The organism is Glutamicibacter sp. X7 (assembly GCF_054889245.1).
In genome coordinates, this window is the sequence record NZ_CM142678.1 from 1,558,247 (window position 1) to 1,583,498 (window position 25,252).

Annotated in this window: 19 protein-coding genes and 3 tRNA genes; 20 read left to right on the top strand and 2 right to left on the bottom strand. The window is 53.5% G+C overall.

What is annotated here, in order from left to right:
- Nucleotides 1-80: 80 nt before the first annotated feature.
- The 12 genes from ACYU0X_RS07595 to metG all read left to right on the top strand — a co-directional run bounded on the left by ACYU0X_RS07595 (nucleotide 81) and on the right by metG (nucleotide 17,124).
- Nucleotides 81-2,066 (top strand): hypothetical protein, encoded by a 1,986-nt coding sequence (locus tag ACYU0X_RS07595; RefSeq protein ID WP_461902631.1) that lies wholly within the window; start codon nucleotides 81-83, stop codon nucleotides 2,064-2,066.
- Nucleotides 2,067-2,073: 7 nt separating this feature from the next.
- The gene (locus ACYU0X_RS07600; RefSeq protein ID WP_461902632.1) at nucleotides 2,074-2,892 is read left to right on the top strand and encodes a hypothetical protein; all 819 of its coding nucleotides are present in this window, start codon (nucleotides 2,074-2,076) and stop codon (nucleotides 2,890-2,892) included.
- Nucleotides 2,893-2,912: 20 nt separating this feature from the next.
- A complete protein-coding gene (locus ACYU0X_RS07605; RefSeq protein WP_461902633.1) occupies nucleotides 2,913-3,248 on the top strand; it encodes a hypothetical protein in 336 nt (111 codons plus the stop codon).
- The gene (locus ACYU0X_RS07610; RefSeq protein WP_461902634.1) at nucleotides 3,249-5,858 is read left to right on the top strand and encodes a glycosyltransferase; all 2,610 of its coding nucleotides are present in this window, start codon (nucleotides 3,249-3,251) and stop codon (nucleotides 5,856-5,858) included. It begins immediately after the preceding gene.
- A gap of 59 nt (nucleotides 5,859-5,917) precedes the next feature.
- A complete protein-coding gene (locus ACYU0X_RS07615; RefSeq protein WP_461902635.1) occupies nucleotides 5,918-6,715 on the top strand; it encodes a hypothetical protein in 798 nt (265 codons plus the stop codon).
- Between the two features lie 66 nt (nucleotides 6,716-6,781).
- Complete coding sequence (locus tag ACYU0X_RS07620; protein ID WP_461902636.1) at nucleotides 6,782-8,698, top strand: glycosyltransferase family protein; 1,917 nt, start codon at nucleotides 6,782-6,784, stop codon at nucleotides 8,696-8,698.
- A 59-nt stretch (nucleotides 8,699-8,757) separates the two neighbouring features.
- A complete protein-coding gene (locus ACYU0X_RS07625) occupies nucleotides 8,758-9,936 on the top strand; it encodes a glycosyltransferase family 4 protein (protein ID WP_461902637.1) in 1,179 nt (392 codons plus the stop codon).
- 28 nt (nucleotides 9,937-9,964) lie between these two features.
- On the top strand, nucleotides 9,965-11,689 hold the full coding sequence (locus ACYU0X_RS07630) for a glycosyltransferase family 4 protein (protein WP_461902638.1): 1,725 nt from the start codon (nucleotides 9,965-9,967) through the stop codon (nucleotides 11,687-11,689).
- A gap of 119 nt (nucleotides 11,690-11,808) precedes the next feature.
- Entirely contained in the window at nucleotides 11,809-13,041 is a 1,233-nt protein-coding gene (gene wecC, locus ACYU0X_RS07635; protein ID WP_461902639.1) for a UDP-N-acetyl-D-mannosamine dehydrogenase, read from the top strand.
- 25 nt (nucleotides 13,042-13,066) lie between these two features.
- Nucleotides 13,067-14,251, top strand: coding sequence for a non-hydrolyzing UDP-N-acetylglucosamine 2-epimerase (wecB, locus tag ACYU0X_RS07640; protein ID WP_461902640.1), 1,185 nt, complete (start codon nucleotides 13,067-13,069; stop codon nucleotides 14,249-14,251).
- Between the two features lie 265 nt (nucleotides 14,252-14,516).
- Entirely contained in the window at nucleotides 14,517-15,509 is a 993-nt protein-coding gene (locus ACYU0X_RS07645) for an NYN domain-containing protein (RefSeq protein WP_309407504.1), read from the top strand.
- Nucleotides 15,510-15,564: 55 nt separating this feature from the next.
- A complete protein-coding gene (metG, locus tag ACYU0X_RS07650; protein WP_461902641.1) occupies nucleotides 15,565-17,124 on the top strand; it encodes a methionine--tRNA ligase in 1,560 nt (519 codons plus the stop codon).
- A 71-nt stretch (nucleotides 17,125-17,195) separates the two neighbouring features.
- Here the strand turns inward: metG and ACYU0X_RS07655 are convergent, their stop codons facing one another.
- Together ACYU0X_RS07655 and ACYU0X_RS07660 are read right to left on the bottom strand one after the other, a co-directional pair.
- Complete coding sequence (locus tag ACYU0X_RS07655) at nucleotides 17,196-17,882, bottom strand: response regulator (RefSeq protein ID WP_461902642.1); 687 nt, start codon at nucleotides 17,880-17,882, stop codon at nucleotides 17,196-17,198.
- Nucleotides 17,883-17,888: 6 nt separating this feature from the next.
- Nucleotides 17,889-19,097, bottom strand: coding sequence for a sensor histidine kinase (locus ACYU0X_RS07660; protein ID WP_461902643.1), 1,209 nt, complete (start codon nucleotides 19,095-19,097; stop codon nucleotides 17,889-17,891).
- Between the two features lie 165 nt (nucleotides 19,098-19,262).
- Between ACYU0X_RS07660 and ACYU0X_RS07665 the strand changes: the two genes are divergently transcribed.
- The 8 genes from ACYU0X_RS07665 (at nucleotide 19,263) to ACYU0X_RS07700 (ending at nucleotide 25,244) form a co-directional block, all read left to right on the top strand.
- Entirely contained in the window at nucleotides 19,263-20,321 is a 1,059-nt protein-coding gene (locus ACYU0X_RS07665) for a 3-isopropylmalate dehydrogenase (RefSeq protein WP_461902644.1), read from the top strand.
- 116 nt (nucleotides 20,322-20,437) lie between these two features.
- Nucleotides 20,438-21,532, top strand: a complete 1,095-nt coding sequence (locus tag ACYU0X_RS07670) for a branched-chain amino acid aminotransferase (RefSeq protein ID WP_309407494.1) — start codon at nucleotides 20,438-20,440, stop codon at nucleotides 21,530-21,532.
- Nucleotides 21,533-21,667: 135 nt separating this feature from the next.
- Nucleotides 21,668-22,432: a fumarylacetoacetate hydrolase family protein gene (locus ACYU0X_RS07675; protein ID WP_461902645.1), complete on the top strand. Its 765-nt coding sequence runs from the start codon at nucleotides 21,668-21,670 to the stop codon at nucleotides 22,430-22,432.
- Between the two features lie 121 nt (nucleotides 22,433-22,553).
- The gene (gltX, locus tag ACYU0X_RS07680) at nucleotides 22,554-24,059 is read left to right on the top strand and encodes a glutamate--tRNA ligase (protein WP_461902646.1); all 1,506 of its coding nucleotides are present in this window, start codon (nucleotides 22,554-22,556) and stop codon (nucleotides 24,057-24,059) included.
- Nucleotides 24,060-24,075: 16 nt separating this feature from the next.
- Complete coding sequence (locus ACYU0X_RS07685; RefSeq protein ID WP_461902647.1) at nucleotides 24,076-24,822, top strand: HAD family hydrolase; 747 nt, start codon at nucleotides 24,076-24,078, stop codon at nucleotides 24,820-24,822.
- Between the two features lie 114 nt (nucleotides 24,823-24,936).
- Nucleotides 24,937-25,008 (top strand) — tRNA-Gln (locus ACYU0X_RS07690).
- A gap of 48 nt (nucleotides 25,009-25,056) precedes the next feature.
- A tRNA-Glu gene (locus tag ACYU0X_RS07695) sits at nucleotides 25,057-25,132 on the top strand.
- 36 nt (nucleotides 25,133-25,168) lie between these two features.
- A tRNA-Glu gene (locus ACYU0X_RS07700) sits at nucleotides 25,169-25,244 on the top strand.
- Nucleotides 25,245-25,252 lie beyond the last annotated feature (8 nt).

The window sequence follows — 25,252 nt, forward strand, 5'->3', positions numbered from 1 at the left end:
TAACATGATCGTGTGTATCAACTCGCCGAACAACGCTTGGACGCGGCTCGAAGCCATCTGCTGGATGTGGAGACTGTATTGTGACTATAGATAGAGAATCCGCTTCTAATACTGACATCGAGCTTTACCCTCGGGGCTTTATATTCTCATCTGCGAATGAAGTCCTGCCGGAGATATTCGGCCATTTCACTAGGCATACCACTCCTTTCGGAATGTTTGCTCATCACGCTTCTGCAGAAGTCGCTGTTCGATTGACAGAGGATTTCGGATTTTTTCTAGTAGGACATGTTGGATATGTCCCCATCGATCAGAAACCTATATTTGATTCGCAAGATATTCTGGACCGTATTATCGGATCAAATGAAGACCTCAATGATCTCCATGAGTTTCTATATAATCTTTCTGGACGTTATGCATTAATAATCGCTAGTCGATCAAGCACTCGAGTGTATAATGACGCGCATGGAATGCGGACAGTATATGTTGATAAGAATAAGAGAATAGTTTCCTCGCACTTATCAATGCATACTCAACTGAACAGACGTTCCAAGAGCGAATGTTTGCTAGGGAAGCTTCCATTAGCCCTGGCTTGGGACAAAACTGATATTCAAGACGTCGAAGCACTCATACCTAATCATTACTACGATTTGGAGAGTGGTAAACAAGTTCGATTCTTCTTGAGTGAACCGAACAGATTTAAGTCGATTCCCTATGGAGAGAAACTCAGAATTTTCAGCTCCACATGGCGATCCTTGATCGAGGGATACGCCAATTTGCATCCCCTTGCTATGTCGCTTACCGGCGGGTTGGACAGTCGCGTGTCATACGCATTGGCAAAATCCATAAGGAGCGAGCTCAATACATTTACATATACAACCAGCGCGACGGCCGGCACAGCGTGGAGCAAATCGCTCGACAAAGACAGGGTGATCGTCGAGCAGATACTTGCCACATTCCCCTCGAAACACACCTTACTTCATAAACGCAACGAACGGGCATATACTCCCGCCGAACTGAGCACCATGGATCTTAATTCTGCTGGTCAGCACGGCAGATGGATCCTTGACTTGTACATGAAGGAAATTTCTCCGATTTCGAGGATGCATTTACGCGCAAATCTTCTTGAGACAGCACGTAACTACTACGCGCGGCACTACAACCCAAATGCGCCGTATGACGGCCTGTTTACTCTGATAACTAAGTCGCTGACTGCGAGCCGGACGCAACGCGTAATCGCCGGTGAACTCGACCGTGCCATCGATGAGACGAATGCAGCAGTCGAACGACTAGATTATGGCCAGATTCATGAAGATTACTCCGCACTCGATGCCTACTATTGGGAAATTCGGATGGGACGATGGGTGGCTGAGGTTTTCAATGAAACGGACGTCGCTTTCGATACCTTTATTCCCTTCAATGTTCGTTCACTCATTGATATAGCGATTTCCGTCAGCGATGATTTTAAGAACAACAATAGGTTCTTTACTGATCTCATAAATACAACCGAGCCAGCATTGAACTTTTATGGCGTCAATGATACGAACAACCTTTATGAGCAATCTTTGCGCCCATCAGCTGTTTCTGCAAAAGAAGCGAAAAGCGCAAATTTTGACTATCTCGATACGCATGTTAACTCGAATTCTAACCTGATAAAATACGAACAAGACAAATCTGAACTTCAAGTACCCGTCAAGTATCTCCTAAAGGGCACAAAGTTCCTTAAAAGATATGTGATTACCGGTGACACAGGATTATCTCTGAGTCTATTTAATAAATACGACAATCCTAGAGGTCGAGGTTATATCCGCTTAAACGTGAACCGCAACGGGACACTACTAGCTCACGACGATATCGCAAACTGGTCCGAGCCTTTTGTGCTTAATGTACCTTTTCTCAAAGAGGGCGATGAAATCGTCATTGAGCTAGAGGTGCTAAAAAATTGTGCATCAAACTCGTGGGCCACCGCCAGTAGGACTGAGATCCAACTGGATTCTTGGCAGGCAAGGCCTGGCGCTAAAATTAGAACGGATAATCCGTACCTGACAATTGAGAATTCTGAAGAATAGAGCCGAGATGGAATCAGATCACACAGACGTGTTTGCAGCTATTCAAGAATTATTCGGCTCGGACCTTCAAGCAGAGCGAAAAGTGTCGGGAGATATCTTGCATGCGGGAAAAATGTGGCGAGTCAGGATCCACTTTAAACCTGAAGCAACCAAAGTTGTTTTTCTGCTTAACGGAGCAGTGAACCGGTCCAAGGCACCGGGACCGATACTACAACGTTCCAGCTGGACTGATGAGATCAATGGATCGTGCATAAACATTGCGGATAGGACACTTGTGGACGACCCTGAAATGAGCATCGGGTGGGCACAAGGGGATGGTGGTCGGTATCTCTATGAGCAGCATTCGTTGGCAGTAGCGATCTCAGACTACCTTGGAATGAAGGACTCAAGACGACGAATTTATTTCGGGAGCTCTGCCGGCGGATTTCAAGCACTTTCGATGGCCTCATTGGATAAAGGCAGCACAGCCATCGTGAACAATCCGCAAGTAGATTGGACTCGATACTACAAGTCAGTGGTTGATCGAGTGCGCGAGTCGTGCTTTCAGGGAGCCACTCTCTCGCAAATTCGGAATGACTCGAACATAGTTACCGACGTCGGCCGGTTCATGAAGTCGAGATCCTACGTGCCAAAAATTCAATACTACGTAAATTCAGCGAGTAGAGCTGATGTTGCAATACATCTTCATGCGCTACTCACAAACATTCGGTACGTTTCAAATCATTCGTCTTTGCGGATCAATCATTATTATGATGAAGAATCTGGGCATAATCCAATGAATAAAGAAGCGACAATTAGCGCAATTAACGAGGAAATCACCCAATAATAATGCGGGAAGGATAGACCATGAATACTGACGATAAAAGTATTATCGCGAATCATGCAAAAATAGTTTGCGAGTTGCACGAGCAACTAGACGAGCTCAAATCTGAGCTGGTGGCCGCCTATCAGAAAGAAAGTAAGATTCTCACCATTCTCGCATCCCGCGATGAAGAGATCGAGAAGCTGCGTGGTGGTGAGAAGCCTGTCGCCACAACTAGTAAAGGCAAGAAAGCCAAGTCGCCTAGTCAAGAATTTGAAACTAACGACTTGCTCCGACGCTATGAGGCTTTAAGCTCATCTAAATTAGGGAAAATCCAGCTCGGCTACTGGAAGCTCAAGAGTAAGAAGAAGGGTAAGTAAGTGGATAAGAATAGTCTGAATAAGCGAAAGAGCACTCTACGACGCAGAATCGCAGAGCTGTCTGCTAAGCCCGATGACTCAGTTGACCGTAAAAAGTTCTTTGAATCTCGGTATCACTTCGATGCCCTTCGCGGTAAGCACCCCTTTTTGCTTCCCGCTCCTTCGGCGGAGGATAGAGTTCAGCGTCAATCATATTTTCAGTCGCTTAGGCCAGACGCGAGATCACTCTATTCTGAAAAGGTCGGGCCGTCCGCCACCTCCAATCAGCTTTGGTATCCTAAAAATCAGACCAGAATCGCCATCATTGCTGATGAATTTTTGTTCAAAAGCTTTGAGAGCGCTGGAAATTTAATTCCGCTTACTCCTACAAACTATAAAGAAGTCGCTCAGTCAGCGGATTTGTTGTTAGTAACTTCAACATGGCGCGGGCTAGCACTCGAATGGGACAAGGCAGCCCAAAAGAAGTCAGCCAAGCGAAAGCTGATCGAAGATAACGTTATACCCTATTTTAAGGCACAGGGAATACCTACTGCCTTCTATTCAAAAGAAGATCCACCTAATTATTCGACTTTCTTGAGCCTTGCTGAGCACTGCGACTATATTTTTACTTCTGCAGTAGAGATGATCGAGAAGTATAAAGCCTCATGCCCTGGCGCGAAAGAAGTTAGCGTAATTCCCTTTAGCGTCGATTTCAAGCACCACAATCCTGTGGGATCACGTTCATTCCGCATTGATGACATTGTGTTCGCAGGATCATGGCATAATCATAAGTATCAGGAGCGCCGCCTAGCCGCTGAGGTGATATTCGATGGTGTAATCGATGCAGGCCGAACCCTGCGAATTATCGATCGAAATTCGAAACTGGGAAATCCTCGATACTCTTACCCAGAGCAGTATTTGCCGTATGTCGAAGACGCAGTGCCGCATGATTTTCTTTTGAACATGCATCGACACAGTGATTTTGTTATTAATCTTAATTCCGTGGTCGATAGTTCGTCGATGTACGCCAATCGTGTTGTCGAGCTCCAGGCTATGGGGTGCGCAGTAATTTCAAATTATAATGCGGGAGTTAATGATCAATTCCCAAACGTATTCATTCCAGAGGCCGCTTCTGACGTAGTTGAGTTTCTGACAAGCTTCGACGAGAGGTCACTCTATTACACGCAGATGCGTGGCCTTCGGAATGTCTACCGCGACCACGTCAACTTCGACCGAATTGGTCACATGTTAGATGTAGTAGGGATCTCATCTAACCGGCCGGCTCACGAGATTGCAGTAGTCGGCGATCAACCTCGACATGTCGAGGAATTCGTGTCGAAGCAGATTACCGAAGCTTCTTTGAATGTGTTCAGCTCGATTGAGGAAGCAAAGCAAGCCGGTGCTTCGGCTGTTGTTGATGTTGATTCTGGACTGTCGTACGGCCGGAACTATGTTCAAGATCTAGTGAATGCCACTAAGTTCGTCGATTCTCGCACGGTCCGCAAGGCGGACTCTTCTGTTCCTTTGAATAAGCAACATGACTATTCGCAAAGTTCTGGACCTGCCGGTTACAGTCTGACTTGGCTGGGCGAAAATTCGAATCAGGCGTCTTCACATGCCTACGTAATCGACGACTTTGAAATTGAAGAGGTCGCTGCTTCGTCGATCGAGGTGCAGTCGCACCGGCGCGATTATAAACTTAGTGTTGTTGTTCCCGTGTACAACAACGGAAGCCACTTGCGCTTTAAGTGCTTCGAGTCACTCCGGCGTAGCAGCATTTTCGCTGATATGGAAGTGCTTTTGATAGATGATGGGTCAACTGACTCGGACACCCGTGCCACTGTACTAGAATTGGGGCGTCAATTCGATAACGTAGTTGTCCATTTGAACCCCGTAGGTGGTTCCGGTAGCGCTTCAAGACCCCGTAACCAAGGTCTAGAGATGGCATCGGCCCCTTGGATAACCTATCTTGATCCCGATAATGAAGCGACTTCGGATGGTTTCGCTCGCTTATTGGATTTGGCGCGCTCCACCGGTGCTGAGTTTGCAATCGGTAACATGGTAAGAAATTCGGACCGCCGCAAATTGATTAATAATTGTCGGATCTTGCGCAAGCATCTCCTGCCAACGGAGACCAGCGGGTTGTACATGGTTCCCGACGACATCCTGCGAAAGATAAACTTCACCCCGATGAGTATCCAAGCGCTCGTGGCATCTACCTCGTGGCTTCGTTCGCTCGGGATCTATCAACCCGTCGGAGCCGTGGGACAAGACTCCTACTTTTTTCAGCAAATGGTCCACTACGCAAGCCGAATTGGTGTACTCAATGCACCCATTCATATTTACTACGCTGCGGTGTCTAATTCGACCGTGAACACAATCGGTCCGAAATTCTACCGCAAGTATCTCCCTTTGGAGCAAGATCGAGCTGCGTGGCTGAAGGAAGTCGGCCTGCTTGAACATTACAACTCTCGGCGACTTGAGGCGTTTGTAAAAGGCTGGTACGTCCAAAAGCTGGATCGCGTCCCCGAAAATGAACGAGACGAAGCCAAATCGATTATTCGTGAGCTAGTTGGTTTTTATGAGAAAAGCACGTGGAAAGACCCTGACCTGACGGAGTTCTTCAGCTGACTTGGGTTGACGTCGCCAATTTGCTAAATGGATCAAAAAGCCTCAACTAGGATACTCGAATGCCGATTAGACTCGAACCCGCTACAGAGACTCGATTTGAGTCTCTGTCTTCCCTACTCAACGCGCCAAGTCTTCCAAAAGGACGATTTACGGTTGAGCATAATGCCGTTCCAATAGATTTTCACTACGAGGATCTAGGCGCGGATGTTACTATAGTTTTGTTTCACGCTGCTCTCGGTCCCAAAGTGCAGAATCTTCCGGTTTTCCTAGGCAGGAATCTGGTGAAAGAGGTTAAGGCGAACCGATTGTTCGTATCAGACCCTACCCTTAACGCCTATTCGAGCTTGAAGCTCGCCTGGTATGCAGGTAGTCTCCTGCAGCCGGATTTGCAGTTCGTATTAAGCGCGATATTCCGACGTTTTTCGCGCGAAGTGAGCCGTACCATCTTTTTTGGAGCGTCCGGAGGCGGGTTTGCCAGTCTCTTTTACTCGTCTCAGATACCTGAATCTATCGCTATTCCCGTGAACCCACAGACTTCAATTGCCGAGTATAACCAACTGGCTGTTGATAACTATCTGCGCACCGCATGGAATTCCGAATTTGATGGCAGCTCCATTGATAATTCTATTTCTATAGTTTGGGATCTTGTAGATCACTACGACAATGATGTGCGTAATACAGTAATTTACGTACAGAATGATCAAGATCTAACGCACGTTGAAAGTCATTGGACTCCTTTCATGCGTCGGCATAACGGGAGCAGGTTCAAGTATGTCATTGAGAGTTTCGGGGAAGGGCATGTTGCACCGCCCAGGGAGTACTTGACTCAATTAATTATGTCGGCTGTTGCCCAATGACCGATCGGCAAAATCTCGGAACTGAAAACTTCAGCGAGAAAATTTTCAAGGACGTGATGCTCAGATATGAGTATTAATTTTTCGAATCTGCGCAAGGCTGTATGGCACCTGCGCCATGGAGGTTTTCAGCAAGTCGTTGAATGGCGACGTCGTGAGAAGTATCTAAATCGTACGAACCAGTATTCAACGGGTGCGAATGACAAAATTGAAGCGCGAACCGGCTTGTCGTTGCCAGCAGCATCCTTTCAGCATAAGAAAGATAAGGTCTTTAATGTTCGCGTCGCGGTGATTCTAGACGATTTCAGCATTAAGGCGTGGGGGCCCGAATGGGAGTGTATCTATATTACGCCCTCTAACTGGCGTAAAGAGATAGACGAAGCCCGCGTTGATTTCCTTTTTGTTGAGTCGGCTTGGGCTGGCAATTCTAGTGTTTGGCAGTTTCATTTAACTGGTCCAAGTGCGCCTCGCCCTGCGTTGGTCGAGCTGGTTTCGGAAATGCGATCACGCGGAATTCCAACGGTGTTCTGGAATAAGGAAGACCCGCCGCATTTCGAGGACTTTTTAGAGACTGCCAAGCTTTTCGACTTCGTCTTCACCTCCGATTCGGAGATGATCCCGAGATATAAATCCGCTCTTGGGCACGATAACGTAGCCAGCCTAAGCTTTGCTGCTCAACCAGCGTTCCATAATCCCGTGCGCAGAGTGGTTCAGGGACGGAAAGACGTAGCCTTTGCCGGCATGTACTTTTCACATAAGTTCCCCGAGCGTCGCGCGCAGATGGACGTTGTTCTTGCTGCTGCAGCCTCTCTAGCCGAGAAATATAGATATAGCTTTGATATCTATTCGCGGCAGTATGGGGGTGACGCTAAGTATCAGTTTCCTGCTCCGTACGACTCTTATGTGGTAGGTTCGCTACCTTACGAGAGAATGCTCTCAGCCTACAAGGGTTACAGCGTCTTTCTAAATGTCAATTCTGTTGTTGACTCGCCGAGTATGTGTGCCAGACGCATATTTGAGATCACCGCATCCGGGGCGGCTGTCGTCTCGACGCCGAGCCGGGCGATTGAAGAATTCTTCTCGGCTAATGAAGTGATCGAAGTTTCAGACTTAGATACGGCCCGTAGCTCAATTCGTAGTCTGATTCGCAGTAGCGAGCTTCGAGATCGAACGGTCCATCTGGGTCAGAGGCGCATCTGGTCCGAGCATACATATTCGCACCGTGCTCTAGAGGTGCTGGAGAAAATAGGTATGGTCGAATCGGTCTGTGTGTCAAGAGAGGCCATGCCATCACGAGCTCGGATTAGCGTTGTAGTTTCTACGATTAGGCCTGGGCAGATTGAACACATTATCGCGACTGCGAGTAAGCAGCTGAATGTAGACGTCCAGCTAGTTCTAGTGCTGCACAAAATGGATATTGACTTCGAAGATGTGCACAGAATCGCCCGCGGCTATGATTTGGATGATTTCGTTGTTTTTAGCGCTGGAGAATCGGCCACTTTGGGCGACTGTCTCAATTTGGCCGTATCAGCGTGTGATGGCGATTTTATTGCGAAAATGGATGATGACGACTTGTACGGTGAGCTGTACTTATTCGACCAAGTTTCTGCTTTAAAGTACAGTGGTGCATCGATAGTGGGAAAGCAAGCTCACTACATGTACCTCGGTTCCTCTGATGCAACTTTGCTTCGCTTTGGCGAACGGGAGCACCGATTTACTGATCTTGTGATGGGTCCCACTATCCTCGGTCATGCGGAAGTCTTTAGGAATAATCCGTTCCGAGCGCGCAATAGAGGTGAAGATACACAGTTTCTGCGCGATGTCGCTGATGGTGGGGGGCTAATATACTCCGCTGATCGCTTTAATTTCGTGCAGATGCGCTCCAAGGATGGGGCTGCCCACACTTGGAATTTAAGCGACGCCGACCTTTTGGCAACTGGTACAATTCAGTGGTTTGGTAGAAATGATCAGCACATATTTTTCTGACGTGTTGACCGACCTGTGAAGTTGGTCGAGTCTTGGGGGGTGGTTAACGGGTGCGGATTATGCTGTTGACCCATTCGTTCTGGCCGGAATTGTCGCCGCCCCAACGCAGGTGGTCTGCCTTTACTAATTTGTTTGTAGAGCGTGGACATTCTGTGACTGTGGTCGCCCCGCGCCCATTAGACGAAACGGCAGAGGCTGAACTGACTGTGAGCTCCCCGTTATGCGGGGTGGACATTTGCAATTATCCAGCGGTCAGGCCAAGCCGGACCTTAGTCGGTAAGTTGCTCAAGCATATTATTGATGCGGCCCGCAGCCTTCCGACCGCACTTCGAGCTCCTGTGCCAGAAGTGGTGATTGCAACAGTCCCGGCCATACCAACCCTTGCCATTGGATTCTTCGTTAGCAAGATACGGCGGGTTCCTTTCGTGGTTGATTTACGCGATGCCTGGCCGGATCTCCTGAAGGACTCTCAAGTTCTCCGGTTCGGTTGGCTGGAGCCATTAATAAGTGGTGTATTGCGGTATCTTGTTCGGCGTTGTGATTTGTTGGTGACTACGACTAAAGGCCTAGCCGTCAAACTTGGGGCAGATCGATCGGGTACAACGGCAGTTATATACAACGGGGTTGACACCACAAAGGAAGTTGAGCTGGCGGATAAGCGAGTTGCAGGGCAACGTCTGCGGGTTTTGTATCTCGGCAATCTTGGACGTAGTCAGGGACTCGATATGGTTATCCGGACTATCTCTGAGATGTCGGACATCGTTGAACTGCGGATCGTTGGGCGGGGTACTGAGGAAAACGCCCTGAAAAGTCTTGCTTCTGACCTAGGGGTTCCAGTTGATTTTCGTCCGTCCGTATATGGCCGTAGCGTACTCGATAATTATGAGTGGGCAGACACTTGCCTTGTATCCTTGCGACCGGATTGGAAAAGTTTTGATCACACGATCCCGTCAAAGTTATATGAGTTAATGTATCTGAATCAGCATATTACCGGGCTAGTTAAAGGTGAAGCTGCTGATATTATTTCGACTGCGAATGCAGGGTCAGTTGTACCGCAGAATCGAAAGGCCTTGAGCACTTATTTTTGGCAGCTCTACCTTGACCGTTCTTTGACGCAGACTTCAGACAGTGGGCGCAAATGGGTAGAAGATCATGCCTCACTTAGGTCTTTGGGCGACCGTTATTTGGCCGAATTATTGAAGCTAGTGGAACCAGGTCTGGGGATTCATGATAAGTAATCGGCATTTTTTGCAGCTGTCGCGAAATATGATCAATATTTCTCGGCTGGCGATTGATAACTTTCGCGATGATCCAATGTATTTCTCGCTGCAAGTTGCTCGAAAGGTAAAGACGTTCAAGCGTATACCTTCAATGAGGGTGCCGGTCGGGCTCCAGAAACTTTCCATTTCGGCAGCAGCATTGGCGTGTTTGCTGGATGACAAGTCTGACTCGTTGGACGTCGTGGTCGGTAGATGGCTTGCAAGACCTGCTGCATCGTTATTGCCAGGTTTACTCCTTGCGGACATAAGCATCGCGCTCAAGCGTTGGGAGCTCGCGCGAGCGATAATTGACTATTTGCCGCCATCTAGATCGGTAGCTCGCCGTTCGGCACGTTTGGCGTGGCAGTTGGGGGACTTGACCGAGGCGATACGGACTCTCGACGGCGAGGCTAGTCGTCAGAAGAGTCACTATTTGAGCGAGCAAAAAGTACTCGCTGGAAGTGAACCTGTTTTGCGCGGTGATGGGTGCGTTTCAGCGTCAGACCCAATTAGTTCTCGAACAGTGTTGTACTTCGCAACTAATTCATTACCTCATACTGGAAGCGGGTATGCTCAACGGACACATTCGCTTATGCAAGGACTGGCCAGTGCAGGCTGGAGGCCGGTGCCCGTTACGCGTGTTCACTATCCAGTGAGCATTGGGCAGATCTTCGCGAGAGACGTTGATCAGGTCGATTCCATTTCCTATAGGAGACTACTTCCGTTCCCGGCGCGCTATGCAATGGAGGACAGGATGCAACAGCAGGCTGAGGAACTTCTTAAAATGGCTATGGCCCAACGGCCTAGTGTTCTTCACACGACGACGGATTATACAAACGCTCTTGCAGTGAGGGTGGTCGCAAGGGCATTGGGCCTTCCGTGGGTCTATGAGGTTCGCGGGCAATTAGCAGATACGTGGGCCTCGACAAGGAACGTAGAAGCAAAAGAGTCTGAGCGTTATCGCTTGTTCACTCGGCGAGAAGCAGCGATGGCAAGGAGCGCTGACTACGTAATAACTTTGGGTGAGCAAATGAAACTGAACCTAATATCAGCCGGTGTTGCAGAAGACAGGATTGGAATTCTCCCTAACGGCGTGGGCGAGCAATTTTTGGACGCTCCGATATCCAAGTTGGCCGCTCGGCAGGCTGTGGGACTGGATCCGCAGTGTTTTTACATCGGAACGGTTAGTAGCATTGTTCCCTATGAAGGCTTAGATACTGTCATACGGGCGATTGACCTGCTGAAGGACGCTATCCCTACATTGCGCCTGTTGGTAGTCGGCGATGGTACCGAGCTGGAGAATCTTCGAGAGCTTACGCGAGAGCTTGGTTTGCAAGAGAAATGCCTATTCATGGGTCGGGTACCTCGAGACCGGGCTCACTTGTATCATGCGGCGCTCGACTTATTCGTGGTTCCGCGTCGTGACCTTGATGTAACTCGGGCTGTTACCCCATTGAAACCTGTCGAAGCGTTGGCGTGTGGAGTGCCTGTACTGGCCTCGGATCTGCCGGCTTTACGAGAATTGATTGTTGAGGGTGACAATGGTCACCTTGTCGCTCCGGAAAACGCGAGAGCGTGGGCGCTCGCTATCCAACGGGCGTTCGACCGTCCTGATCTGCTGGTTGCTATGGGGCAACGAGGCCGACAAGGTGTGTTGAGGACTCGAACATGGGAAGCTGGCGCGCGACAACTTGCGGATATCTACGATCAAGTAACTGGAGAATCTCCGTGAACTGAGGCTTAGTTTGATGTATGGTTTGAGAGGTTATTTTCGTAACCTAAACGTTATAGAACCATTTGAGATCACTGACAAGGTATCTCGTTACTTGCACCTGAGAGAAAGCGACGTTCGTGAACACCATTAAAGAAGTTGCCGTTATCGGTCTGGGCTACATCGGTCTACCGACCGCAGCAATCCTGGCCTCAAAGGGAATTGTCGTCAAAGGTGTCGACGTAACGCCGCGCACGGTCGAAGCTGTTAATAAGGGCGAGGTGCCATTCGTTGAGCCAGCCCTTGGCGAATTTGTTTCCAAGGCTGTAGCTGAAGGGACTCTGAGCGCTAGCTTTGACACTCCGGAGGCCGAGGCATACATCGTAGCCGTACCGACTCCGTTCAACGAGGACTACACCGCCGATCTTTCCTACATTGAGGCTGCCGCCGACGGTATCGCTCCCAAACTCAAGGGTGGCGAGCTGGTTATCCTCGAGTCGACCTCCCCTCCAGGCGCAACTCAGCACCTCGCCGACTACCTGCTTGCCAAGCGCCCGGATTTGACCTCCGAAAGCCTCTTGATCGCCCACTGCCCGGAGCGTGTGCTGCCAGGTTACGTAATGGAAGAACTGGTTACCAACGATCGCATCGTTGGCGGTATTACTCCGGAAGCAGCAGAGAAGGCCAAGGCGCTGTACGCAACCTTCTGCGAAGCTGACATCCTGACCACCGATGCTGTAACTGCCGAAATGGCAAAGCTGGTCGAGAACTCCTTCCGTGACGTGAACATCGCCTTTGCGAACGAGCTCTCCGTAATTTCCGACAAGTTGGGGATCGATGTTTGGGAGCTCATCGAGTTGGCTAACCGTCACCCGCGCGTGAATATCCTGCAGCCGGGTCCCGGTGTGGGCGGCCACTGCATCGCTGTGGATCCGTGGTTCATCGTGTCGGCCGTTCCTGAACAGGCGCAGATTATCCGTCAAGCCCGCGAGACTAACGACGCTAAGCCGAACTGGGTGATTAGCAAGGTGGAAGAAGCCACCAAGTCGGACAAGTTCAACGGTAAGGTCGCGCTGCTGGGGCTGGCGTTCAAGGCAAACATTGACGATATGCGCGAGTCGCCGTCGATCGCGATTGCGCGCAAGCTGGCTGAGGCGAATCCTTCCGTGGAGTTCCTCGCCGTTGAGCCGCATGTCGAGGCATTGCCGAAGTCCTTGGACGGTCTCAGCAACTTGACCTTGACTCCTACCGATGCTGCCCTCGCTGACGCAAGCGTCCTGACGCTCTTGGTTGACCACGACCAGTTCAAGACCGTGCCGGCCACCGCTCTGGCCGGTAAGGAAGTTATCGATACCCGCGGTCTGTGGCGCTAAGGCGTCGTCCGAGAGGAAGCATCTCATGAAGAAGATCATGCCGATCTATGGCACACGACCCGAGGCTATTAAGGTAGCGCCGATCGTTAAGGCGTTGAAAGAAACCGAAGGTTTCGAGTGCGTGGTGACCGTGACTGGTCAGCACCGCGAAATGCTCGATCAGGTGAACGAGCTTTTCGACATCACTCCCGACTACGACCTCGATGTCATTCAGCCGCGACAGACCCTAAACGGTCTGCTCACCAAGACGATCACCGGTCTCGACGAGATTTTCGAGAAAGAGAAGCCGGACGCCGTTCTGGTTCAGGGCGATACCACCACTTCGACCGCAGGCGCCATCGCCGCCTTCTACCGGGGTATCCCGGTGGTTCATGCGGAAGCTGGATTGCGTAGCTACGATATTTTCTCTCCCTTCCCAGAAGAGGCAAACCGTAAGCTAACGAGCCAAATAAGCTCCTTGCATTTGGCTCCGACGTCTTTGAGTCGCTCCAACCTGATGCGCGAAACCTTTAGGGGCGACGACATCGTAGTCACCGGTAACTCGGTGATTGATGCCTTGCTCACCGTGGTGGAAAAGCGCGTACCGTTCACCGACGACAAGCTTGAGGCCCTGGTGCAATCGGGCAAGCGCATTGTTCTGGTTACGACTCACCGTCGCGAAAATCAGGGCGAGCCGATGCGTGGAATCGGTCGTGCACTGGCACGCCTTTCGAAGTCGGAGCCGGATGTTGAGTTCATTCTTCCATTGCACCGCAACCCCGCAGTTCGCGAAGCTCTCCTGCCGGAGATTGAAGGACGCCCAAACATCACGCTCACCGAGCCGCTCGCCTACGGTGAATTCACGCGTATCATCAATGCTTCTTCGGTGGTATTGACCGATTCCGGTGGAGTTCAGGAAGAGGCCCCGAGCTTGGGCAAGCCGGTTCTTGTCATGCGCGAAAATACCGAGCGTCCCGAGGCCGTCGCAGCAGGAACCGTGCGGTTGATCGGCACCGCCGAGGACGTTATTTTCGATTCGGTCACCGAATTGCTACACAATGAAGCCGCCTACAAGGCAATGGCCAACGCCGTGAATCCCTACGGTGATGGCAAGGCGTCCGAGCGTACGGTGGCCGCTATTGCTCAACTGCTAGGTGTTGGGCAACGAATCGAGGACTTCGATTCTCAGTTGCCTGATGAAGAATCCTTGATTCAGGCCGCAAGCATCTAGTTCTTCGCTATTGACGAGACGGTTCCATGCCACGTGCATGGGACCGTCTCGTTTTTAATCTCAGGTCGGCCCGCATGAAGAGTTATAGAATCGTTAGCTCAGTTCGAATCGGCGCCAACCCTGCCTGATTTCCCGAGATTGTCCGCGTGATTCCGGGGATTCTCTCGCTGGGCGGAAGGTATCGCTCAATAGAGATCCGCTTTCGGGTCATCGAATCATCCTTGCGCGGGGTTCGGGCCACCGCTGATCTCAGTAGGATCGAATCATGGTGAACCAAACGGCAATATTTATCGATGCAGGATTCCTTCTATCTGTCGGCGGGCACCGGGTATCGGGTACGACCCTGCGTTCGACTTTTACTACACACTACTCAACGCTGATTAACGGCATCGTTCAGGCCGTGAAGAAAAATACGGGTTTAAATAACTTACGGGTCTACTGGTATGACGCATCTAAGGATGGTCTGTTTACCGAGCAGCACAAGCGTATTGGTCTTCTACCGGGTGTGAAGGTGCGGTTAGGCCGTATCTCTTACAACGGCGAGCAGAAAGGAGTGGACCTTAGGCTCGCTCTGGATCTCGTCGGCGTAGCAAGGACTGGCGCTGCTTCTGTTGCCTACCTGATCTCGGGTGACGATGACCTTGCCGAGGCGGTGGAGGAGGCCCAGGACTTGGGAATGAAGGTGGTCATCCTCGGCGTCAGTAAGCCGGAAGGTCGCCTGGGTGTAGCATCGGTCGCCGAGCACCTCGCACTGACTGCAGATGCGGTGGAGAAGATCCCGGACGCTGTCCTAGATAGTGCCTTCACACGGGTTGTCGAGTGGGATCAGAAACATGCCGAGTCGGCTTCGGAAATTTCGAAGGCACCGACTGTTTCTCCGGTTGCTCCTAAGTCGCCAACTCCTGCGGTAATGGCTCAAAAGAAGTCACCTCAAGTCGTAGATTCGAGCGAGCCAGCGGCTGTCGTGTATTCCAGTGGAAGCTCTGGAGCCGGCTATCAGGGTGCCGCGGCATACGAGCATCGCGAAGAGGTTACGGCCGAAGAAATCGGCATAAAGGTGGCGGAGTCATGGCTTGCAAGCACCACACAGAATGAGCTTCTTGAGATCCTTGCGGACCGACCAACCCTGCCGCCGGAAATCGATCGCACGCTGCTTAAGGATTGCGCGCAAGTTCTGGGAGAATGGAAGACGGACCAGCAGCAGATCCGTAGGATTCTGCGTAGTTCGTTCTGGAACCAGCTTGATCGTCTCACATGAGGCGGCCAGCTCCGGAGCCGAATTACTCGAAGACAACTAAGGTAAATTTGACATCGTGACCTCAGACGAAAACTCTTTCTACATCACCACTGCGATCTCCTACCCAAATGGCACTCCGCATATCGGGCATGCCTACGAAGTCGTCGCCACCGACGCCATGGCTCGATTCAAGCGACTGGACGGTTATGACGTCTTTTTCATGACCGGCACCGATGAGCATGGGCAGAAGATGATGCAGACGGCCGAGAAAGAGGGGATCACACCCGCTCAGCTCGCGCAGCGTAACTCGGATGCGTTCCAGGCCATGAACGATGAGCTGGGCACTAGCTATGATCGCTTCATCCGCACGACCGATGCCGATCATCACGCGGCCGCGCAGGAACTCTGGCGCCGCATGGAAGCCAGCGGTGACATCTACTTAGATAAGTACGCTGGCTGGTACTCGGTACGTGATGAGGCGTTCTACACCGAGGAGCAGACCGAGGTACGCGAAGATGGGGTTCGCTACTCCACCGAGACCGACACCGAAGTCACTTGGACGGAGGAGGAGTCCTACTTCTTCCGCCTGTCGAAGTACCAGGACAAGCTATTGAGCTTCTATGCGGAGAACCCTGAATTCGGCGCACCGCGTTCACGCTTCAACGAAGTTATTCGCTTCGTCGAGGGCGGGCTCAATGACCTGTCGATTTCGCGCACCACCTTTGACTGGGGAATTCCGGTACCCGGCAATGAAAAACACGTTATGTACGTGTGGGTCGACGCGCTGACCAACTATTTAACAGGTGCTGGCTTCCCGGACGTGGAATCTGAGTCGTTCAAGAAGTATTGGCCGGCGGACGTACACGTGATCGGCAAGGATATTTCGCGGTTCCATGCCATCTACTGGCCAGCCTTCTTGATGTCGGCCAAGCTTCCGCTACCGCGCCGTGTCGTGATCCACGGGTTCTTGCACAACAACGGTGTCAAGATGTCCAAGTCTCTGGGCAATACCGTTTCCCCGGATGAGTTCGCGAACCGTTATGGTCTGGACCAGATTCGCTACTTCTTCTTGCGCGAAGTGCCTTTCGGCGCCGATGGCAGTTACAACCACGAGACCATTGTTGCTCGCATCAACGGCGACTTGGCCAACAACTTCGGCAATCTCGCGCAGCGTTCGCTGTCGATGGTGGCCAAGAATTGCGGGGGAGTCGTTCCCACGCCGCAGGAACTTACCGAGGCTGACCGAGAGATTCTGGATGCCGCTGCCGGCCTGCTGGACTCCAACCGTGCGGCCTATGAACGCCAGGAGTTCAGCCGTGGTCTTGAGAGCATCTGGCAGGTCTTGGGCGACACCAATGCCTACTTCGCCGAGCAAGAGCCGTGGAAGCTGAAGAAGACCGACCCGCAGCGCATGGCGACTGTGCTGTACGTGACCATTGAAGTGGTGCGACAGGTGGCGCTATTGCTGCAACCAGTGTTGCCGCAGGCTACCACTGCCATGCTTGATCTCTTGGCTGTGGGGGAAGGCTCGGCGCGCTCCTTCGAGAACTACACCAAGGCACTTCAGCCCGGGACTGAGCTCCCGGCGCCAGCTCCGGTGTTCCCTCGTTATGAAGAGGAAAAGGCGAACGCCTAGTCATTTAGCCTAAAAGTATCGGGTGCTCGAACCAAGGTTCGAGCACCCGATACTTTTTGCGCGGACCACAACTAGGGATTGACCACACCAGCCTGGTAGGCAATGACAACGGCCTGTACGCGGTCACGGGCTCCGAGCTTCGCGAGGATATGACCCACGTGCGTTTTGACCGTGGCCTCAGACAAGAAGAGGTCGCCGGCAATCTCGGGATTTGAGCGGCCAAGGGCGATGAGCTCGAAGACTTCGCGTTCACGGCGTGTGAGCGTTTCTACCGTTTGCATGAGCTCATTGTCCGTCTGCGAGTTGCGCTTCAACATTGGCGCCATGTGGTCGAGCAATCGCCGGGTGGTTGAGGGAGCGATTACCGCATCGCCTCTATTCACGGTCCGGATGGACTCGAGCAGTTCTTCGGGCGGAGCGTCCTTGAGCAGGAAGCCGCTGGCACCTGCCTGGATCGCGTTCAGGGCGTACTCATCCATGTCGAAGGTGGTTAACACGATCACCCGCGGGGACTCTTCTTGGTCTTTGCCCTGCAACAGACGGGTGGTGGTCTCGATACCGTCCATCTCTGGCATACGTACATCCATGAGGATCACATCGGCCGATCCCAGTGCAGTGGAGGCCAGAGCCTCACGTCCATTTGAGGCTTCGGCAACGACCGTCATGTCCTGCTGTGAATTGATGAGCATGCGAAAGCCGCTGCGTACTAAGAGCTGATCGTCGACAAGCGCAACTTTGATTTCGTTGCTAGTGGTCATGGGGCATTAGTCCTCGGAGTAAGGGATAAATACGGACACGGCGAATCCGCCACCGGTTTTTGGCCCGGCGCTGGCAGTTCCATCGTATAGGGCGACACGTTCGCACATGCCCCGCAGACCTTGTCCGGTGCCTTCGTGGGTCAGGGCACCGGCGCCCCGTCCGTTGTCTTCGACCGAGATCAATAGTCCGCGCGATTGCCAGCTGAGGATGACATTCGCGTGAGCGTTCGGACCGGCGTGCTTAAGCACGTTGGTCAGCGACTCCTGAACGCAACGATAGGCCGTCAGTTCGGCGCCAGCCGGCAGGGAGCGTCGCGCCGTGCCTTCGGAGTAGGAACTGACGGACAAGCCGGAGGTTTCGTAACTGGCCACCAAATCAGGGATATCGCTCAGAGTCGGCAAGGGGCGATTCTCTGCGGCTTCATCGGTGCGCAAGACGCCGAGCAAGCGCCGCATTTCACGAAGCGAGGTGCGACCCGTATCGGAGACGGTCTTGAGAGTGTCTATGGCTATCTGCGGATCTTGAGCGGCCGCGTAACGCGCCCCATCGGCCTGAGTGATGATCACCGACAGTGAGTGCGCCACAATGTCATGCATTTCGCGTGCGATGTGGTTTCGTTCATCGGAGGCAGCGAGGTCTCGCTCGTACTGGCGTTCCTGCTCGAGTCGTTTAGCGCGATCGGCCAGTGACTGATAGGCCAGCCGTCTGGTGCGTGCGAGATCGCCGAAAGTCCACGAGACGAGGACCACCAACGATAGTCCTACGAAGGAGATCAGTGAATCGAAGGTGAGGCCCGGGCCTTGCGGCACGGCCGAGAATATCAGCCCGGTGGCCAGCACGGCTCCGAGAATACCTAATCCTAGGGTCGCGAAAGATTGCCAGCGCTTACCAAAAACGGCCATGGTGTAGATCATGATGGGAACGGAGATTTGGGAGGGCAGGAACACTCCACCAAATCCCAGCTGCAGAATGTGTGCCGCCGCAATCACCAGAGTTGCGGCCCATGGCCAACGGCGGCGAACCATAAGGGGTACGGTCTGAGCCACGCTGATGAGTGCGAGACCAAATGCGTAGGTTGTGTGGTACTGGAATCCTAGGGCCATGCCCGTGGGAACACAGAAGAGCGTGACCAATGAACCGGTGATGATATCAACACGTCCGGGGTGCGTCCGGATCCAATGATCAATTCGGCGGTGGGGGCTGTAGCGATTCAAATCTGTGGACTACCTCTTGCTGGTGGAATCTTTCACCAGCCTACGTCTCGGAGCCAAATTGCGCCTCATGCTCAGGTCTGAGTGTGTGAGGTCACCAACGGAAACACTAGTCCAGCATTTGAGATGCCTTCTCAAATGCTGGATGTAGTTCGCTAGACTGAGGGCATGGGAAATGTCGTGAATGTTGCAGTGATCCCGGGTGATGGGATTGGTCCTGAAGTCGTTGCCGAGGCAGTCAAGGTGCTGCAGGTTGTCACCAATGGGAGTGAGACCAGCATCGATTTCACCGAGTACAAGCTCGGAGCGGAGCATTGGCTGGAGACGGGGGAGACCCTGACCGAAGAAACTCTTCAGGCAATCAAGGGTCATGACGCGATCCTCTTTGGTGCCGTGGGCGCTGCCCCAGGCGACACGCGCATCCCTTCCGGCCTGATCGAACGAGAGCTGTTGCTGAAGCTTCGTTTCTCCTTGGATCACTTCGTGAATCTGCGACCTTCGAAGTTGTACCCCGGCATCGAAAGCCCACTGGCCAACCCAGGGGAGATCGACTTCTTAGTTGTGCGCGAAGGCACCGAAGGACCCTATGTCGGCAATGGCGGAGCCATCCGTACCGGCACGGCTCACGAGATCGCGACCGAGGTGTCGGTGAACACCGCCTACGGAGTGGAGCGAGTCGTACGGGATGCTTTTGACCGCGCCTCGAAGCGCGCACGTAAGCACGTGACTCTGGTACATAAGCACAACGTGCTGGTTCACGCCGGGCACCTGTGGCGTCGCACCGTCGAGGCCGTTGCCGCTGAGTATCCGGAAGTAACCCACGACTACCTGCACGTGGATGCCGCGACGATCTTCTTGACTACCAACCCCTCGCGCTTTGACGTGATCGTCACCGACAATCTGTTCGGCGACATCCTCACCGATCAGGCCGGAGCCATCACCGGTGGTATCGGACTGGCGGCTAGTGGCAACATCAATATGGAACGAACCTTCCCGTCCATGTTCGAACCGGTACATGGTTCGGCACCGGATATCGCCGGTCAGCAAAAAGCCGACCCGACCGCGGCTATCCTTTCGGCGGCATTAATGCTCGATCACCTCGGCCTGACCGAAGAAGCCGCGCGAGTTGAGCATGCTGTTGAATTGGAGATTACTTCACGCCAAGAATTGACCGATCAGCGCACCACCAGCGAGATTGGCGATGCAATCGTGGCGTTGCTGGCCTAAGCTAAAAGAAAGTTCGACCATCAGTGCAGGTGGTCGAGCTAATCCACGGACGGGTGCCCCGCCTTTGTGGTGGGCACCCGTTTTTCGTATATCGAGCAAGGAAGTCCGACAGGCAGATGGAATTCACCGAAAATCTCTCAACGAATCGTGCGAGCGATCAGGAACGCGCTCGTGTTTTGGCCAACCCGGGCTTCGGGGACTTCTTCACCGATCACACGGCGGTGATTGACTGGACCGCCAATGCCGACGGTAACGGTGGTTCGTGGCATGATGCTCGAATCGAGCCATACGGCCCCATCGCGTTGGACCCTGCGGCTTCGGTCCTGCACTACGGGCAGGAGATCTTCGAAGGACTCAAGGCCTACCAGCACGCCGATGGTAGCGTGTGGACGTTCCGCCCACACGCCAACGCCGCCCGTCTCAATCGTTCGGCTAAGCGTCTGGCGCTTCCGCAGCTGGATGAGGAGGCCTTCGTAGAGTCGCTACGTCGACTCGTGCAAGCCGACCGTGCCTGGGTACCCACCGGCGAAGGAGAGGCCCTATACCTGCGTCCGTTTATGATCGCGACCGAAGCCTTCCTCGGTGTGCGTTCGGCGCGCGAAGTTTCCTACCGCGTGATTGCTTCGCCGGCCGGAAATTACTTCGGTGGTGAGCTCAAGCCGGTATCGATCTGGGTTTCCAAAAACTATGCGCGTGCTGGGCGTGGCGGTACCGGCTCCGCTAAGTGCGGTGGAAACTACGCCGCGTCGCTGGTAGCCCAGATGGAAGCGGAAGCCAACGGTTGCAAGCAGGTTCTGTTCCTCGATGAGTTCAATGACAACGCCGTTGAAGAGCTCGGTGGAATGAACGTGTTCTTCGTCATGAAGGATGGAAGCTTGGTGACCCCGGCACTTACCGGAACCATTCTCGAAGGTGTCACTCGCTCGTCGATCATCCAGCTGGCCAAGGACCGTGGCATGCCGGTTACAGAGCGGAAGATCACGCTCGATGAGTGGCGCGATGGCATTGCCTCCGGTGACATCGCCGAAGTCTTTGCCTGCGGCACTGCTGCCGTGATCACTCCGATCGGTCTGCTGAAGAACGGTGACGAGCTAATCGGAGACGAGCAGGCCACCGCTGGTGAAGTCACCATGTCTATCCGTGAAGAATTGCTCGGTATCCAGCTGGGTACCGTCGAAGACCGTCACGGGTGGCTGGAAAAGCTGGCCTAAAAAGCCACGAAAGACGCAATGGCGCTAAGGATCCAAGCCTGATCCTTGGCGCCATTGCCATTCACGCAACGACGGTGTGCTCGGTAGAGGCCCGTCGGCAACGAAACTAGCAATAAATGGCCTAGGCTAGAAGGCATGCGCATTGCTCGATTCGTAGTTGACTCAGACCCGCTATATGGCGTGGTCGAAGACGATAAAGTTCACGTTCTGGCGGGGGATCCCTTTTTTCAAGGAATCAAGACCACCGGTGCCAGCCACGAACTGGATGATGTTCGGTTGGTGGCCCCAATTATCCCGCGCTCGAAGGTAGTCGGTTTCGGTCGAACCTACCGCGAACATGCCGCGGAACTCGGCAACGAAGTGCCGACCGAGCCATTGATGTTCCTCAAGCCCAACACCTCCGTGGTCGGGCACGGGGACCCGATCACGTTGCCAGCGTTCTCGGACGAGGTATCTTTTGAAGGCGAGCTGGCCGTGGTGATCGGCCGAATTTGCAAGGATGTTCCGGCCGAGAAAGTTCCCGAGGTTATCTTCGGATACACCGTGGCCAACGACCTCACTGCGCGTGATGCTCAGCGCACCGACCCACAGTGGGGCCGTGCCAAGGGCTTTGACGGTTCCTGCCCACTGGGACCTTGGATCGAAACATCGCCGGATAACCCAGATGATCTTGGAATCATCAGCCGGGTCAACGGGGAAGTTCGTCAGGACGGCTCAACCAGCGATCTGATCTGGTCCGTCAATGATTTGGTGGCGAAGGCTTCCGAGGCCTTTACGTTGTTGCCCGGTGACGTGATCATGACCGGAACCCCGGCCGGCGTTGGGCTCGTCTCCGAGGGCGACGTTGTGGAAATTGAGATCGAACAGATCGGAACCCTGCGTAGCGTTTTCCGTCGCTAGACACGGATATCGCGCCCAGACCTGCGAGGACAGTATTGCCGAGGCTCCCAACCTCCACGGAGGTGGGGGCCTCGGTGGCGCGTAGGATCGCTTAGCAATTAAGGCATAGAATGAAAGCATCATGACTGATCTATCGATGATTCCCGTTGTAACCGACCAGACTCCGGTGCGCGTGCGCTTCTGCCCGTCGCCGACCGGCACCCCGCACGTCGGCTTGATCCGCACCGCCCTGTTCAACTGGGCATACGCCCGCCACACCGGCGGCAAGATGATTTTCCGTATCGAGGATACCGACGCGAAGCGCGACTCCGAGGAAAGCTACAACCAGTTGCTGGACGCTCTGGATTGGTTGGGAATCACCTGGGACGAGGGAGTGAACGTAGGCGGTCCGCATGAACCGTACCGTCAGTCCCAGCGCAGTGATATCTATCAAGACGTAATTGCCAAGCTCCAGGCCAAGGGGCACATTTATGAGTCCTACTCCACTCCGGAAGAAGTGGAAGCTCGCCACCGTGCAGCCGGGCGTGATCCGAAGCTGGGTTACGACAACTTTGATCGCGACCTGACCGACGAGCAGATTGCCGCCTACAAAGCCGAGGGCCGTGAGCCGGTATGGCGCGTACGGATGCCCGACGAGGACATCACCTTCACGGACCTCGTGCGTGGCGAAATCACCTTCAAGGCCGGCAGCATTCCGGACTACGTCGTGGTGCGTGCCAACGGTCAGCCGCTCTACACCCTGGTCAACCCGGTGGATGACGCGTTGATGGGTGTGACCCACGTCTTGCGTGGCGAGGACTTGCTTTCTTCTACTCCGCGTCAGGTGGTGCTCTACGCCCTCCTTCACGACATTGGTGTGGCCAAGTACATGCCGCTCTTCGGGCATCTGCCGTACGTCATGGGCCAGGGCAACAAGAAGCTTTCCAAGCGTGATCCGGAATCTAGCCTGTTCCTGCACCGTGACCGTGGATTCATCCCGGAAGGTCTGCTGAACTACTTGGCCCTGTTGGGTTGGTCGTTGAGCGCCGATGAGGACATTTTCAGCCGGGAACAGCTTGTCGAAGCTTTTGACGTCAAGGATGTGCTGTCGAATCCAGCACGTTTCGACCTGAAAAAGGCCGAGGCTATCAACGGAACGCACGTTCGATTGCTCGAACCGGCAGACTTCCGTGAACGTCTGGTTCCGTACCTGCAGGCCGCGGGCCTGGTGGGGGAGCAGCTCAGCAACCGGGAAAATGAAATCCTGGACGCGGCCGCCCCGTTGGTGCAGGAGCGTATTGCCCTGTTGGGTGAAGCTACCGACATGCTTGAATTCCTCTTCCGCGGCGACGAGGAAATCGAGGTCGAAGACAAAGCACTCAAGGGTATGCCAGCGAATCTCGGAGAAGTTGTACAGGCTTCGATTGACGCACTGGAACCCCTGCAGGAGTGGACCGCAGAGTCGATCCAGAACGCATTGCGCGGCAAGCTCGTTGACGAGCTGGAGCTGAAGCCACGTCAGGCCTTCGGCCCGGCCCGAGTAGCCGTTTCCGGCAAGCGGGTTTCCCCTCCGTTGTTCGAGTCCATGGAGATCTTGGGCAAGGATTCGAGCCTGGCTCGTCTGCGTCGGTTCGGCGAAGGCTGCTAGAGGTTTCGCGCGTTCGATGAAAACTCTCAAAGACACCCTCGATCTACATGCGCTCGTGGCGCCGAAGATCGAGGGTGTCCTCTTTGATATTGACGATACTTTGGTGGATCTGCGGCAGGCGGCCATCGACGGCTTTATAGCCACATTAGGGCACGCTGGTGCGCATCTCGCGCCGCAGCAGCTCAGGGTGATCGCGGAGGAGTTCGCCGATGACGCCGCCGGAGCCTACGAACGCTATATGGCTGGAGAGTTGACCTTTCTCGGCCAGCGTCAAGTGCGGGTCGACCGAGCGTATCGACAGGCTGGTTTACCTGCGCCGAGCGGTACCGACTTTGAGCGCTGGGCTACCGATTACGAAACCCGTGTTCAGTCTCAATGGCGTCCATTCACCGATGTTCATGCGCACCTGAACGTGTTGTCATCATTGGGCCTCAGAATCGGGGCCGTCAGTAACAATGTTGAAAGTTATCAGCGCAACAAGTTGCTCCGTTCCGGGCTCACCGACTTTGCCGTGGTCGTGGGTTCGGATACCGCGGGGGCTCCGAAACCAGATCCGGCACCGTTCCTCGAGGGGTGCCGACAACTTGGGAGCACTCCGCAGACCACCTTATATGTTGGAGACAATCCCATAAATGATGTGGTCGGAGCCCAAACGGCCGGGCTGCGGGCGGTCTTGCTCGATCGCGCCGGAACCCATATCGGACATTGCGGTGTGGTCATTCGCGGCCTCGAAGAGCTCTCGAAAGCCTTGTGCGCGAGATGAGCATTTGACACGATTTGGCAAGAGCCGAACTTGGCCTGTATAGTTTTATCTCGTGCTGAAGCGCGCATAGCATCCGGTGATAACTCGGAAACTATGAATAGCTTCAAGTCACAGTGGGATATGGTGTAATTGGCAACACAACGGTTTCTGGTTCCGTCATTCTAGGTTCGAGTCCTGGTATCCCAGCGCTTCACCAGCTTTCGGGTTGGTGAGTCGAGAGAAATCTTGGCATACGGCCCCATCGTATAGCGGCCTAGTACTCCGCCCTCTCACGGCGGCAACGCGGGTTCGAATCCCGCTGGGGTCACCAAATTTTCTCACTTTAGGCATCCGTCAGGATATATACGGCCCCATCGTATAGCGGCCTAGTACTCCGCCCTCTCACGGCGGCAACGCGGGTTCGAATCCCGCTGGGGTCACCAACTGGAAT